Source organism: Streptomyces sp. NPDC044704 (assembly GCF_056433525.1).
In genome coordinates this window covers 103,782-117,317 of record NZ_JBWKGY010000013.1, presented here as the reverse complement: position 1 = coordinate 117,317, position 13,536 = coordinate 103,782, and the positions used below count along the sequence as shown (strand labels likewise).

Sequence of the window (13,536 nt, the reverse complement as noted above, 5' to 3'; positions counted from 1 at the left end):
TCGCGGTGCGGGCATAGCGTCGACTAGGTGGACCCGAACGCACTGCCGACCAGCAACGGGACCGACGGCAAGGTCCGATGGGGCGGACACGGGGCGGCGCTGCTCGTGCTCGCCTCCTGCCAGCTCATGGTCGTCCTCGACATCACCATCGTGAACATCGCGCTGCCCCACATACAGAGCTCGCTCGGTTTCTCCACCGAGAGCCTTTCCTGGGTCGTCAACGCGTACACGCTGACCTTCGGCGGGCTGCTCCTCCTCGGCGGCCGGGCCGGAGACATCCTCGGCCGCCGGCGCGTCTTCGTCTCCGGCGTGCTCCTCTTCGGCATCGCCTCGCTGCTCGGCGGATTCGCCCAGAACGAGGGCCAGCTGATGGCCGCCCGGGCCGTCCAGGGCGTCGGCGCCGCCATCGCCTCGCCCACCGCCCTCGCACTGATCACCACGACCTTCCGCGAGGGCCCCGAACGCAACCGGGCCTTCGGCGTGTTCGCCGCCGTGTCGGCGGGCGGCGGCGCCATCGGCCTGCTCGCGGGAGGCGTCCTCGTCGAATGGCTCGACTGGCGCTGGGTCCTCTTCGTGAACGTCCCGATCGCCCTGCTGATCGCCCTCGCCACCCCGAAGGTCATCCGCGAGTCGGCGCGCCACCCCGGGCACTTCGACCTCGCCGGAGCCCTGCTGTCCACCCTCGGCATGGTCTCGCTCGTCTACGGGTTCATCCGCGCGTCCCAGGAAGGCTGGCGCGACCCCTTCACCCTGGTGTCCTTCGCCGTGGCCGTGGTCCTGCTGACCCTGTTCGTCCTCAACGAACGCCGCTCCCCGCAGCCGATCACGCCGCTGCACATGTTCGCCGACCGCAACCGGGCCGGCACCTACGGGATCATGCTCTTCCTCGCCTGCGCGATCTTCGGCATGTTCTTCTTCCTGACCCTGTTCGTGCAGAACGTCCTCGGCTTCAGCCCCCTGCGGGCCGGCCTCGCCTTCCTGCCCATCAGCGTCATGATCGCGCTGGCCGCCGGGGCGGCGTCCCAGCTGCTGCCCAAGCTCGGGCCCAAGCCCCTCATGGTCACCGGCGCGCTCAGCTGCGCGGCCGGGCTCGCCTGGCTGACGCAGACCGACATCCACTCCACGTACCTGGGCAGCATCCTCGGCCCCATGCTGCTCTTCGCGACCGGCATGGGCCTGCAGTTCGTCTCCCTCACCCTGATGGCCCTGTCCAACGTCCCCGACCGGGAGTCGGGCGCCGCCTCCGGACTGCTCAACGCGATGCAGCAGGTGGGCGGCTCGCTCGGCCTGTCGATCCTCGTCACCGTCTTCGGCACCGCCAGCCGCAACGAGGCCCGCACCCAGGTGCCGGCCTTCCTGAGCACCGCCGACCCGGCCCAGAAGGCCGCCTTCGCGCGCACCGGACAGCTGCCCGACCCCTGGGGCGCCCAGGTGCTCACCTCCGGCGTGAGCTCCGCCTTCGTCGTGGCCGCCCTGTTCACCCTGGTAGGGGCGGCGATCGCCCTGTTCGTCATCCAGGTCCGGCCCTCCGACCTGGCCCGGCTCCAGGGCAACCACACCCCGAGCAGCGTCCAGAAGGAGCCGAATGGATAGGGTCTGCTGATCACAGACCCTGGGGGAAACGATGTTCCACACCACCGCGCGGACCGCCGCGGCCACGCTCATGACCCTGACCCTGGCGGCGTTCACCGTCTCCTGCGGCGGCGGCGACGATCCGAAGGCCTCCGCACCGGCCCCGGCGTCCGCGTCCGCCTCGCCGTCCGCCGCCGAGTCCCCGACAGCGTCCCCGACGCCGTCCGCGTCGGTCGCGGGATCCGGCGGGAGCACCGTCGCACCGGACGCCTCGCCCTCCTTCAGCGCCGGCTCCCCGTCGCCGCGCGGCTCGGAGGAGCCCGTCTCCCTCGTACGGGACGCCTTCGCCGGCCTCCAGGCCACGCTGAACGACTCCTGCACGCCCGGGAACTGCTCCTACTTCCTGGGCCGGGTCTACGACGAGCTCCACCGCATGGACCGGGCGATGAAGGCCGACGCCAAGGGGCCGGGCCACTTCCCCGAGCCGATCAGCCTGATCGCGAAGCTCGACAAGCAGCTGGGCGGCGACCGGTCCTTCGAGAACCTGAAGAAGAACCAGAAGACCCTGATCGACACCCGCGACAAGATCAACGTCTGGATGCAGGGCCACCCCGACGACTACCGCTGACGACTGCCGCTGACGACCGCCGCGGCCGAGGGACACGGGGTCACCCGGCGGCGGGGCGGATCCGGCAGCGCGCCGGTCCCCTCGTCTCCAGGGTGATCCCGGCGCTCACCGGGACCTCCGTGTCCACGGCCTCGAACTCGTAGGCCCGCAGGATCATCGCCAGCGCGATCACGGACTCCAGCATCGAGAAGTGCTGCCCGATGCAGGCCCGGGGGCCGCCCCCGAAGGGGAACCAGGCGTACCGCGGCCGCCCGGCCTCCGCCTCCGGCGCGAACCGGCCGGGGTCGAAGCGCTCCGGTTCGGGCCAGTGGCGCGGGTGGCGGTGGGTCACCCACGGAGCCAGGATCACGTCGGCGCCCGCGGGGACGGCGTACCCGGCGACCTCCGTGGCGGCGACGGACTTGCGGCCGATCACCGGAGCCGCCGGGTACAGCCGCATCGCTTCCTTGAGCACTTGCGTGAGGTACGGGAGCCGGTCGAGGTCGGCGGCCTCCGGCGTACGGTCGCCCAGGACCCGGACGATCTCCTCGCGGGCCCGCGCCTGCTCCTCGGGGTGGCGGCCGAGCAGGTGCAGGGTGAACGCCAGCGAGGTCGCGGTCGTCTCGTGCCCGGCCAGCAGGAAGATCAGCACCTGGTCCCGCAGCTCGTCCGCGTCGAAGCCGCCGTCGTCCGCGTCCCGCGCCGCCGCGAGCAGGGTCAGCAGGTCCTCGCCCCGGCCGCCGTCCGGCGCGGGCGCCCCGCGCCGCTCGGACACGATCCGGTCGCAGACGCCGTACAGCTCCTCCATGGCCGTCGCTGCCCGCCGGTTGCCCGGGGTCGGCCACGACCGAGGGGCGTTCACGGGGGAGTAGCCGCGGCGCAGTACGTACTGCGTGATGACCGGAAAGCACCGGTGGACGACGTCGACGGTGGAGTCCGCGTCGGTGCCGAACAGGATCCGGGTCACCGCACGCAGGGCCAGGCGCGTCATCTCGTCGTGCACGTCGACGATCCCGTCCGCGGCCCCGCCCCAGGCCGCGAGCGTGGCCCCGGTCTCCGCCGCGACCGCTCCGGCGTAGCCGTCCACCCGCTTGCGGGTGAACAGCGGCTGCACCATCCGGCGCTGGCGGACGTAGTCCTCGTCCTGGCTGGTCAGCAGACCGTTGCCGAAGGAGTCCCGGACCTCCTGGTAGAACGCGTTGTCCTTGCGGAAGTTGGCCGACTCCGAGGCGAGGACCTGCTGCGCGCCTTCCGGGGAGAACACGCAGTACAGCTCGGCGCGCAGCCCCGGCGGACCGGCGGTGACCCGTACGACGTCGCCGTGCCGGCGCTGGGCGCGCAGGTAGGTGCCGAGCGAGTCCGACGTCAGGTCGAGGAGCGACCCGAGCAGCGGGACCCCCTCCAGCTCCGGAACTTCCCTGCCCGCTCGCGTTTCCACTGCCATGGCCGCCCCCTCGACGCCGTACCGATGCGCCCGATTCTGCCGTCCCCCGCCGTGACCGGCGAGGGACGGCGGGGGGGGCGGCCGGAAACCGCCCCCCCGCGTCCCTGTGCGCGCTCGCCTACTTGTCGCAGGCGATGCCGTCCTTGTCCCGGTCGAGGGCGTCCCGGTAACCGGGCTGGCCGCGGCGGATGGGCGCCGCTCCGGCGGCCTTCGCGGCGTCGCAGTTCTTGTAGTAGACGCTGCCCCCGCCGCCGGTGGCCGTGCCGCCGGTGGTACCGCTCGTACCGCCGGTGGTGCCGGTGGAGCCGCTCGTACCGCCGGTGGTCCCGCCCGTTCCGGTCGTCCCGCCGGTGGTGGCCTTGGACTTCGTCGGGGCCGGTGCCGGGGTGGTGGCCGGGGCCTTCGAGGGCCGCAGGGTGGCTCCGGCCTTGTCCGGGCACGGGGTACCGGGCGCGACGAGCGAGAGTTCGACGGAGGCGGTGGCCGTGACCTCGCTGCCCGCCGCCGGGGTCTGGAAGCAGACGTCCCACGCGGAACGGTCGGCGGGCAGCTTGACGTCGGCGTAGGCGGCGCGGGCCTCGACCGGCGCTGTGACGACCTTCTTCACCTCGGTCTCGGCCGCCGCGAACTTCGTCCCGACGACGGCCGGCATGACCGGCCGCGCGGACGCGCTCGGCGAGGCCGACGCGGCGGCACTGGCCGACGGCGCGGCGCTCGGCTTGGCGTCCGCGCCCTTCTTCGGCGCGGAGTCCTCGCAGCCGGCCAGCGACAGGACGACGGCCCCCACGGCGCCGGCTATGGCAACGCCCCTACGGTGGAACATGGAATGACCCCCCAGGATCAGCAGTGGTGCAACCGCCGAAGCCTATGCGGGCCGCTCCGCCCGGGGCAGGCGTTTGGAGTCATGTTCCAGTGGCACGGAATCCGCCGTCAGGGGGTCTCCAGGTACGCCACCCGTCCCTCCCTGCGCGCGGCGTCGATCTCCCGCAGCCGCGCGAAGTTCACCGGGGTCATCAGCGCCTCCCACTGCGCCACCGAGCGGACCCCGACCTCCCTGTGCTCCGCCGGGTCCAGGACGATCCCGGCGATCTGCTCGTCCGTGAGCGTGCCCCCGTCGAAGACGAACCCGATGTGGTTCGCCGGCCAGGCCTCGCCCTGGTGCCCGATGAAGTGCGTACCGAGCAGCCGCGGCGGCCCCCCGAACACGATCCCGGTCTCTTCCAGACACTCCCGCACCGCGCACTGCCACGGCGTCTCCCCGGGATCCATGTTCCCGCCGGGCCACTGCCACTCCTCGTAGGAATGCACCGCCCGCAGCTGCACCGGCCGCCCGGCGGCATCGGTGAAGTACAGGCAGGCGTAACTGGTCGCCCGGGCGATGGTCTCGACGTACTCCGCGGGCGGAAGCCAGCCGTTCGCCATGCGATTCCCCTTTCCCGGGGTGCCGGGGCGCGCCCCCGTCCAGTGTGCCCGGAGCCCGCCGGGGCGGCCCGGTCTGCCGATGCCGGCCGATCAGCTGCCGTAACCCCAGCGGGCCCGGCCGTCCTTGCCCATGAAGCACTTCGCGGGCCGTCCGTCGCCGGTGGTGGCGCGGGCACCGACGGGTGAACAGAACCGCCCGAACTGGACGCCGGCCTGCCCGCCCCCGCCGCCACTGCCCCCGCCGCTGCTGCCGCCGGAGGACGAGCCCCCGCGCTGCGGCGGCGCGGGTGCGGGGTCCGGGTCCGGGTCCGGATCCGGGTCGGGGCGCAGCTCGGTGTTCTCCCGCCCCGGGCAGGGCGTACCGGGGGCGGTGAGGGAGAGGTGGGCGGTCCTGTTCCGCGGGTACGTGACCTCCTGGTCCTCACGCGGGTCCTGGAAGCAGACGGTCCACTCGTCCACGGCGCCGGGCAGGGTGACGTCGGTGTAGGCGCTGCGCGCCTCCACGGCCCGCAGGCCGAGGGGCCGCAGGACTTCGGAGGCCCGCGCGAAGGCGAGCCCGACGACCTTCGGCATCTTCGGGTGCGGGATCGGGTCGCCGTCCTTCGCGGGGCACGGCTCCTCGACGCGCACCACGCCGAAGTCGAGCGTGGGCCGCTTCCGCAGGGGCTTGGCCGCCGGCTCCTGGAAGCAGACCCGCCAGTTCCCGTCGTCCCACTGGCCGGCGTTGCCCGGCGAGGCGTCGTGCGAGACGGCGTCGTACCCGGCGTCCCGGGCGGCCGCCTTCGCCTCCTTGAGGCCCTGCCCGACGTACGAGGCCACCGGCTCGCTCGGCGCGGGCGTGGGCGAGGAGGAGGGCGTCGGGCCCGGGACGGGGGCCGCGGACACGGTCTCCACCCGGGGCCCGGCGTCCGCGAGGGGCGCCTTCCCGGGCGAGTCGACGAGGCCCGGAAGCGCGAACCACATCGCGGACAACAGGGTCGCCACGACCTTCCGCCTGCGGCTCCACAGCCCGCGCCAGGCGAGCACGATGCCGAGGGGCGGCACGAAGACCAGCATCAGGATGATCAGCGCGGGGCGCTGCCACCGCCCCGGTACGGGCGCGGACGGGTGCGAATGCGGCGGCGGGTACACGGGCGGCTCTCCTGGCACGAGTCGAAACCCGCCGATCGTACCCAGCACCGAGCAGGCTGCGGCATCCGGATTCCCCGGATCCTGCACGCGGGGCGGGAGGGGAACCGGCCACGTCCTGCCGCAGATGGCAGATTCGTATCTGCGGAACACCTTTGAGGGCTGAACTCCCCGCCGCAGTTGAGCAGTTGTCGCGATGTCCGCTAGCATCCAGCGCGTGACGTTCCGTCAGTCGACGGTCGTCGGACGAAGGGACTGCGTTGTCTGCTGACACTTTCCGGGCTCCTGCCCTGAAGCCCATCACCAACGGGCTCCCGATCGACCTCATGGTCATCAGGGACACCCTCGTCATCGGTCGCCTCGACATCGAGAACCTGACGAACCTGGTCAACGACCCCATGGAGGTCGAAGAGGTCGCAGCCCGCGACGTGAAGGCGGGCCGCGAACCGGACGACTACGCCCGGATGCGGGCGGAGGTCCAGCGCCTCATCGGGACCCCCCGCAGCCCCAAGGGGCAGAACGTCGTCAGCTACGCCGACTACATCGCGGCCGGACTGAAGGGCGAGTTCGGGAACGCCTGGTCGATCCCGCCGGTCACCCTCTGGTGCCGTCGCCCGCTGACGATCGATCCCGCCACCGGTTCCTCGTACCTGCCGATCCGCAACGGCCTGATCGCCATCGACGGCGAAACCCAGGTCACCGCCCTCCACCGGATCAAGAAGAACCCCGGCGCCTACGGCCTCAAGGACTTCGACTTCGAGGGCGCGATGATCGCCTTCGAGGTCTATCACGGCATCAGCGTCCTGGAAGCCCGCCAGATCTTCCACGACCGCAACCTCAAGGGTGCCCCCGTCGACAAGTCCCTCGCGCTGTCGATGGACATGCGGGACTTCGCCACGACCATCACCCAGATGCTCGTCGACAGCACCGCGGTCACCCACGAGGGCGAGGAGCGCCCCCTCGCCGACTTCGTGATCACCGGCAAGCGCCAGGTCAACTCCAAGGCGCGGGAGTGGATGACCCTCTCCGGTCTGCGCACCCTCGTCGTGACCACCATCCTCGGCAAGCCCGGCATCCACGCCGCCTCCGGCGACGTCGACCCGGACGACATCAAGGACACCGATCCGAACGCCGTCAAGCGCGAGACGGTCGAGGCGCTGAGCGCCCTGATCCGGGACCACGCCGACCTCTTCCACGCCAAGACGGCCATCACCGCGCCCGCCGTCCTCGCCGGCCTCGGAGCCACGGTCCACCGTCAGATGTCCTGGTCCAAGGAGACGCTCCCCGAGGGGCAGACCGTGCAGGGCCTGCTGGAAGACGTCCGCTGGGAGCGGGAGGCCGACTACTGGGGCGGTGTCGCCGCCAAGGTCAACGACAGGGGCACCGTCAGCTGGGCCGGAGGTGCCCGGGACTCGGGCCACAAGGTCTACGAGGCGCTGAACAACCCCGCTTCCGAAGTCGGCCGCCAGATCCGCGGGCTGCCGTACCAGCGTCAGGGCTTCTGACGCACACAGCACGGCGCCCCCTCCCCGTTTGCGTCGGGGAGGGGGCGCTGCCATTCTGCACGGCCCGGGGCCCTCCGGGTGGAGTGCGGAGGTTTTTTGTCCTGGATGTCGCAGAACTGTGCTTGGACCTTCTCGCTGTCCACCCACGTGAGCGGGGTGGGGACGGGGTGCAGCCGGCTATGCGACGGGACGCTCATCCACCGGCCACACCAGGACCTCGTGGCCATCCGGGTCGATCACCCGCAGAGAGCCCGGGATGTCGCGGGGGCCCCGGGGGGTGACCGGCACGTTGTACTGGTCCACCATGGCCGTGATGCGCGCCGGGTCCGAGGTCTGCACGGTGAACTGCAACGGTCCTGCCGTCGGAGTGTCCAGGGGGCCCGACATCTCCAACAGGGCCAGCCAAGGTGTCACATAGAGCACGGGCCCCCTGTCCTGCACAGGAAGCCCGAGCACTTCGCCGTAGAACTTCCGGGTCTCCGCGAGGTTGCGTACGTGGATGGCCATACGGGTCACCCCCGCGGCGGGTGCGGCGGGCGGCTCCTGCCGTGCCGGGGCCGGAGACACTCCCCGCTTCACCGCGCGGTCCACGTACAGCGACTGGCCGTCGTCCAGGGTCAGTGCGAAGCGCGTGACGTCCTGGCTCTTGCTGTCCAGGCTGTAGTGCCGCACCTGTGTCACGGCGCGGCCGTCCACGAACCGCTCCGTGTTCCCGTCCTCCACGAGGGAACTGAGCCACTCGGACTGTTGCACCTCCGTGCGCTCCTTCTCGGTCGCGTCGGCGGCCGGGAGCGGTCCGGTCAACGCGGCGGCCGTGCGCGAGAGGCAGGCGCCGTCCTGTACCTCGCGCATCAGCGGCGCGATCCAGTCCGTGCCGTGCAGGGCGCCGAGCAGCGCGGCGGTCATCGAGGCGAGCGTGTCGGTGTCGGCACGGTCCAGGAAGGCAGCCCTGAGCAGCCCCATGGTCGGACGTACCGAGGAACGCGCCGCCAGGTAGCAGGCGGCGGCGGCCGAGACGGTACCCGCGCCGTTGCGCTGCTTGTCGAAACAGCCGAGTGCCGCGAGGGTCTGCACGTCGTCGGCGAGGGCGGCCCGCTCCAGAGACGATCGCGCCGTTGCGAGCAACTCGTCCATCTCCCGAGCGGTCTCGGCCCACGCCGTGTCGAACGAACCACCGGTGGCGTCCGTGAAGGCGGTCGACCAGCCCTCGGGGAGGGCCCCGCGCGCGAGGACGGGATCGCGCCACTGCGGCATGTCGGTCACGGCGAGCACGACGTCCCCGTACTCGCCGGCGTCCTGCTGACGGAGCGTGTGTCTGACGGCCAGGGCGTAGACCGCCGCGCCGAGCAGCGCGCGGGGATGCCCGTGGGTCAGTACCCCGTCGGCCACCACGCGCGAGACCAGCCGCTCCGGAGAGGAGTCGGTCAGCGTGTGGACGGCGTGGGGCGCGATCCTCATGGCCACCCCGTTGGCACCGGCGTTGAAGTAGGCGCCGGCCTTGGTGCGTTGACCCTCCCAAGGGCGGGCACCGGCCTGCCAGCTGCGGCACGCGCTGAGCACGGCCCGACCGCCGCCGCGCTGGTAGAGCGGCCATGCCGGGAGCTCTACCTCGGTGAGCCAGCTCCGCCAGTCGTCTCCGCGCAGGCAGGCGCGAGCCGTCGCGAGCAGCAGCTGGGTGTCGTCGCTGTACTCGCCCGCTGCGACCGGGTCCCGGTAGCGGGTGTACTGGCTGCCGGCCCAGCGCAGCCACGGGCGGAAGGCGAGAGCTGGTGCCGCGGTGCGCGAGGCCTGGCCCCCGACGATGCCGCTGCGCTGCTCCTGTGGCCAGCCCAAGGCGTCACCGACGGCCGCCCCGAACAGCACGCCGCGGGTACGGTCCAACAGGTCTGCCGGCTTCTGTCCGGTCACCGGGTCATCCCATCACTCTGCGGCGGCACCCAGACGGCCTCGGCGAGGGGAGGCCCGTTGCGCACGCGGCTGCTCAGTCGGTTCCTATCAAACAGCACCGGCTCCACGAGCCAGGTCAAAGGCGGTACTTCGGCCTTGAGGATGCGCAGCCGTGCCAGCTCGTTGGCCACCGCCTCGTGGCTGGGCATGGCGACGGCCAGGACGTGTTTGAGTTCGATGGGGCCCGGTATCAGCACCTCCGCCTGCAAGTTGGTGGCGGCCCCCTGGAGATGGCCCGCTCCGCGCGGCCAGTCGTCACTCGTCGCGGCGAAGAGTTCCAGCAGCGCCTCGGGGCCGGGGCGCAGCCGCGCGCCGCTCTGCTTCGCCGCGTTGCACGGCGCGAAGAGCGTGCCTTCGCGCAGGGCCAGCTCCACGTCCAGGAACAGGCAGATCCAGTCCGGGTAGTTCTGGTGGTCGGGCTTCTGCCTGGCCTGTGCCAGGTAGTAGCCGTTGGGGAACTGGAAGGTGCAGCAGACTTTGTCGGGCTGTCGGTCGAACCGCTCGCGATCGGTGGGGGTGAACTGCTCGGGTGCAGTTTCCGCGAGGTCCTTGCTGCTGCGGATCGCCCCGTCGCGCAGGATGTGCGGGAAACTGCGGGCAGGGGTGAAGTGGGCGAGCCGGGTGGCTTTGCTCCGTCGTAGCGCTTCGGCCAGGGCGAGTCCGCTGGTACGGCTCACGGCCGCACCTCCGCGTACAGGCCGTCGCCCTCCGGCAGCAGGTGGGTCTTCGTTCCGCTGTAGGTGATGACCAGGTCCGACTTGGCGCGCGTGATGCCGACGTAGAGGAGCTTCGACTCCCGCTCGTCCGCGTCGTCCGAGCCCAGGGCCTTGACCACTTCGGGGAGGGGCAGGGTGTCTCCCGAGCAGAAGGGCATCAGGACCGTGTCGAACTCGAGGCCCTTCGCCGAGTGGTACGTGGTGTAGTACACCCCCGGCGCGTAGTCCCAGCGGAACCTCTGGTCCTTGTCGATCCGCCGGGCCGCCAGGCCCGCGCAGACCTCGTCCACATCGGCCCAGGTACGGCCGAGTACGGCGACCGTCCCCACCTGGCCCAGCTGCTGGGCGGTCGACCGGATCACCGATATCTCCTGTGCACGGTCGGTGCACGCGACGAGCGTGGGCAGCGAACCCCTGGAGCGGGGCGCGACCGGCGGCACGAGCTCATCGGTGCGGCCGAAGAAGGGCAACTCGCTCAGGGCGATGGCGAACTGGGCAATGGCGGCCGAGTTGCGATAGTTGTCCTTGAACATCTCGACGCGGGCCACCTTCAGGCCGCAGGCCCGCCACGACATCCCCTGCCCGTAGATCTGCTGGGCGTAGTCGCCGAAGAAGGTCACGGAGCCCTCGGGGTCGACGACCTCCGCGAGCGACCGTATCTCCTCCGGGGAAAGGTCCTGGCCTTCGTCGATGATGACGTGCCGGTACGTCCGTGGCCCGTCGTCCGCGGCCTGGTGGTCGCGCACGGCGGCGGCCATGTCGTGCCAGTCGTACGCGTGGCCCTCTGCTGCCCGCCGCAGCCGGTACTCCTGCGCGATCTCCCAAACGACCTCGCGCAGGGAGACGCTGAGGGGCGTGCGGCGGCCCAGCCGGTCAACGGCCTCGTACGCCTCCCAAGTGCGCAGACCCATGCCGGAGATCCAGGCGATCTCGTCCTCGAACCATCCGGGATCCCTCTCGAAGAACTTGTGCGTCGCGTATTTCGGGGCCACAGCCGCGAGCGCGGACCGGATCAGCCGCCGACGGGTGAAGGACGTGGCGATCGCCTGGCCCTTCATCGCGCCGTGGTGGTGCAGGAAGCCGCGGGCGAACTTGCCGTAGGTGCAGATGTCGAGCCGGTCCGTTTCGCCGGCGAAGTGTTTGAGGTAGGAGACGAGAGCGTTGTTGTAGGTCACGAGCAGGGTCCTGCCGGATCCCGCCACTCCTGGGTCCGACAAGTACAGCGCCCGCAGCATGGCCATCACGGTCTTTCCGGTCCCCGCCGTACCGAGAACCACGTGATGGCCGGCCGCGGGCAGGTACGCCACGTCCGACTGCCGTCCCACCGGCTCGGGAAGCCCCATCCCCCACCCCTTCAGTTTTGAGACACCGTCAGTGCCTCTGTGAAGGATGCCTGTTCTGCCCGGATGATCCAGATGGTTTTACGCCAAGGACCCCGCCCGGAACGGGCGGGGTCCTTGTTCCGCGTCCTTTAGATGTCGCGGAAGATCTCGATCTGGGCGCCCACCGAGTTGAGGCGTTCCGCGAGTTCCTCGTAGCCGCGGTTGATGACGTAGACGTTGCGCAGGACCGAGGTGCCCTCGGCCGCCATCATGGCGAGGAGGACGACCACGGCCGGGCGCAGTGCCGGCGGGCACATCATCTCCGCCGCGCGCCAGCGGGTGGGGCCCTCGACCAGGACGCGGTGGGGGTCCAGGAGCTGGAGGCGGCCGCCGAGGCGGTTGAGGTCGGTCAGGTAGATGGCCCGGTTGTCGTACACCCAGTCGTGGATCAGGGTCTGGCCCTGGGCGACCGCGGCGATGGCGGCGAAGAACGGGACGTTGTCGATGTTCAGCCCGGGGAAGGGCATCGGGTGGATCTTGTCGATCGGCGCTTCGAGTTTGGAGGGGCGGACCGTGAGGTCGACCAGGCGGGTGCGGCCGTTGTCGGCGACGTACTCGGCCGAGCGGTCGTGGTCGAGGCCCATCTCCTCCAGGACCGCGAGCTCGATCTCCATGAACTCGATCGGGACCCGGCGGATCGTCAGCTCGGACTCGGTGACGACGGCGGCGGCCAGCAGGCTCATCGCCTCGACCGGGTCCTCGGAGGGCGAGTAGTCCACGTCCACGTCGATGACGGGGACGCCGTGGACGGTGAGGGTGGTGGTGCCGATGCCCTCGACCTTGACGCCGAGCGCCTCCAGGAAGAAGCAGAGGTCCTGGACCATGTAGTTGGAGGAGGCGTTGCGGATGACGGTGACGCCGTCGTGGCGGGCCGCGGCCAGCAGCGCGTTCTCGGTGACCGTGTCCCCGCGCTCAGTCAGCACGATCGGGCGGTCGGGGGAGACGCCGGCCTCGACCTGCGCGTGGTAGATGCCCTCGGTCGCGGTGATGTCCAGGCCGAAGCGGCGCAGGGCGATCATGTGCGGCTCGATGGTGCGGGTGCCGAGGTCGCAGCCGCCGGCGTAGGGCAGCCGGAAGTGGTCCATACGGTGCAGCAGGGGGCCCAGGAACATGATGATGCTGCGGGTCCGGCGGGCGGCGTCCGCGTCCATGGCGTCCATGTCGAGACGGGCCGGCGGGATGAGCTCCAGGTCGACGCCGTCGTTGATCCAGCGGGTGCGCACGCCGATGGAGTTCAGGACCTCCAAGAGGCGGTAGACCTCCTCGATGCGCGCGACGCGGCGCAGGACGGTGCGGCCCTTGTTGAGGAGCGAGGCGCACAGCAGGGCCACACAGGCGTTCTTGCTCGTCTTGACGTCGATGGCACCGGACAGGCGCCGGCCGCCGACGACGCGCAGGTGCATCGGACCGGCGTAGCCCAGAGACACGATCTCGCTGTCGAGAGCTTCACCGATTCGGGCGATCATCTCAAGGCTGATGTTCTGGTTGCCGCGCTCGATCCGGTTCACGGCGCTCTGGCTGGTGCCGAGGGCGTCCGCGAGCTGACTCTGCGTCCAGCCACGGTGCTGCCGGGCGTCACGGATGAGCTTGCCGATGCGTACGAGGTAGTCGTCTGCCATGGGTGCACGGTATCTCAGATATGAGATGGCGCTCGCGCTGGGTGTGGCAGACGGGTGTCACCGACCGTCAGATTCCGTTTCGTACCCGCCGTGTGGCAGGTGTGCGCGGTGCGCGGCCGTGCGGGGCGAGCGGCTGCTCCCGGCCTGGGGTGGGGAGTTGTACCGGAGCGCGTCGGGGAGTTGATCCCGGCAGC

11 protein-coding genes are annotated in these 13,536 nt (G+C 71.1%); 3 read left to right on the top strand and 8 right to left on the bottom strand.

Translation table 11 applies throughout. The annotated features are described in order from the left end of the window. Positions 1-126 precede the first annotated feature (126 nt). On the top strand, positions 127-1,593 hold the full coding sequence (locus AC07B0_RS27935; protein ID WP_469379440.1) for an MFS transporter: 1,467 nt from the start codon (positions 127-129) through the stop codon (positions 1,591-1,593). Positions 1,594-1,624: 31 nt separating this feature from the next. After that, positions 1,625-2,200, top strand: coding sequence for a hypothetical protein (locus tag AC07B0_RS27930; protein ID WP_478899145.1), 576 nt, complete (start codon positions 1,625-1,627; stop codon positions 2,198-2,200). A 40-nt stretch (positions 2,201-2,240) separates the two neighbouring features. On the opposite strand, the gene AC07B0_RS27925 is transcribed toward AC07B0_RS27930, so the two are convergent. The 4 genes from AC07B0_RS27925 to AC07B0_RS27910 form a co-directional block, all read right to left on the bottom strand. Next, the gene (locus AC07B0_RS27925) at positions 2,241-3,623 is read right to left on the bottom strand and encodes a cytochrome P450 (RefSeq protein ID WP_356878075.1); all 1,383 of its coding nucleotides are present in this window, start codon (positions 3,621-3,623) and stop codon (positions 2,241-2,243) included. A 118-nt stretch (positions 3,624-3,741) separates the two neighbouring features. Continuing rightward, positions 3,742-4,446, bottom strand: coding sequence for an excalibur calcium-binding domain-containing protein (locus tag AC07B0_RS27920; protein ID WP_356878074.1), 705 nt, complete (start codon positions 4,444-4,446; stop codon positions 3,742-3,744). Between the two features lie 107 nt (positions 4,447-4,553). Beyond that, complete coding sequence (locus tag AC07B0_RS27915) at positions 4,554-5,045, bottom strand: NUDIX hydrolase (protein ID WP_356878073.1); 492 nt, start codon at positions 5,043-5,045, stop codon at positions 4,554-4,556. Between the two features lie 90 nt (positions 5,046-5,135). Further along, positions 5,136-6,176, bottom strand: coding sequence for a hypothetical protein (locus AC07B0_RS27910; protein ID WP_478899144.1), 1,041 nt, complete (start codon positions 6,174-6,176; stop codon positions 5,136-5,138). A 257-nt stretch (positions 6,177-6,433) separates the two neighbouring features. On the opposite strand from AC07B0_RS27910, the gene AC07B0_RS27905 reads away from it, so the two are divergent. Next, positions 6,434-7,678 (top strand): DNA sulfur modification protein DndB, encoded by a 1,245-nt coding sequence (locus tag AC07B0_RS27905; RefSeq protein WP_478899143.1) that lies wholly within the window; start codon positions 6,434-6,436, stop codon positions 7,676-7,678. 177 nt (positions 7,679-7,855) lie between these two features. Here the strand turns inward: AC07B0_RS27905 and AC07B0_RS27900 are convergent, their stop codons facing one another. The 4 genes from AC07B0_RS27900 to AC07B0_RS27885 form a co-directional block, all read right to left on the bottom strand. Continuing rightward, positions 7,856-9,586 carry an ADP-ribosylglycohydrolase family protein gene (locus AC07B0_RS27900; RefSeq protein WP_478899142.1) on the bottom strand — a complete coding sequence of 577 codons (1,731 nt, stop codon included), beginning with the start codon at positions 9,584-9,586 and terminating at the stop codon, positions 7,856-7,858. Further along, positions 9,583-10,302, bottom strand: coding sequence for a DarT ssDNA thymidine ADP-ribosyltransferase family protein (locus AC07B0_RS27895; RefSeq protein WP_478899141.1), 720 nt, complete (start codon positions 10,300-10,302; stop codon positions 9,583-9,585). Before AC07B0_RS27895 ends, AC07B0_RS27900 begins: the two co-directional genes overlap by 4 nt. Continuing rightward, positions 10,299-11,684 (bottom strand): 3'-5' exonuclease, encoded by a 1,386-nt coding sequence (locus AC07B0_RS27890; RefSeq protein WP_356878068.1) that lies wholly within the window; start codon positions 11,682-11,684, stop codon positions 10,299-10,301. Before AC07B0_RS27890 ends, AC07B0_RS27895 begins: the two co-directional genes overlap by 4 nt. Positions 11,685-11,812: 128 nt before the next feature. After that, positions 11,813-13,342 carry a helix-turn-helix domain-containing protein gene (locus AC07B0_RS27885; RefSeq protein WP_356878067.1) on the bottom strand — a complete coding sequence of 510 codons (1,530 nt, stop codon included), beginning with the start codon at positions 13,340-13,342 and terminating at the stop codon, positions 11,813-11,815. Between the last annotated feature and the right edge of the window lie 194 nt (positions 13,343-13,536).

Coding starts and splice junctions, on each gene's coding strand:
- AC07B0_RS27890 (WP_356878068.1), bottom strand. CDS start 11,684: ATGGGGCTTCCCGAGCCGGTGGGACGGCAGTCGGACGTGGCGTACCTG.
- AC07B0_RS27930 (WP_478899145.1), top strand. CDS start 1,625: ATGTTCCACACCACCGCGCGGACCGCCGCGGCCACGCTCATGACCCTG.
- AC07B0_RS27915 (WP_356878073.1), bottom strand. CDS start 5,045: ATGGCGAACGGCTGGCTTCCGCCCGCGGAGTACGTCGAGACCATCGCC.
- AC07B0_RS27935 (WP_469379440.1), top strand. CDS start 127: ATGGTCGTCCTCGACATCACCATCGTGAACATCGCGCTGCCCCACATA.
- AC07B0_RS27925 (WP_356878075.1), bottom strand. CDS start 3,623: ATGGCAGTGGAAACGCGAGCGGGCAGGGAAGTTCCGGAGCTGGAGGGG.
- AC07B0_RS27920 (WP_356878074.1), bottom strand. CDS start 4,446: ATGTTCCACCGTAGGGGCGTTGCCATAGCCGGCGCCGTGGGGGCCGTC.
- AC07B0_RS27885 (WP_356878067.1), bottom strand. CDS start 13,342: ATGGCAGACGACTACCTCGTACGCATCGGCAAGCTCATCCGTGACGCC.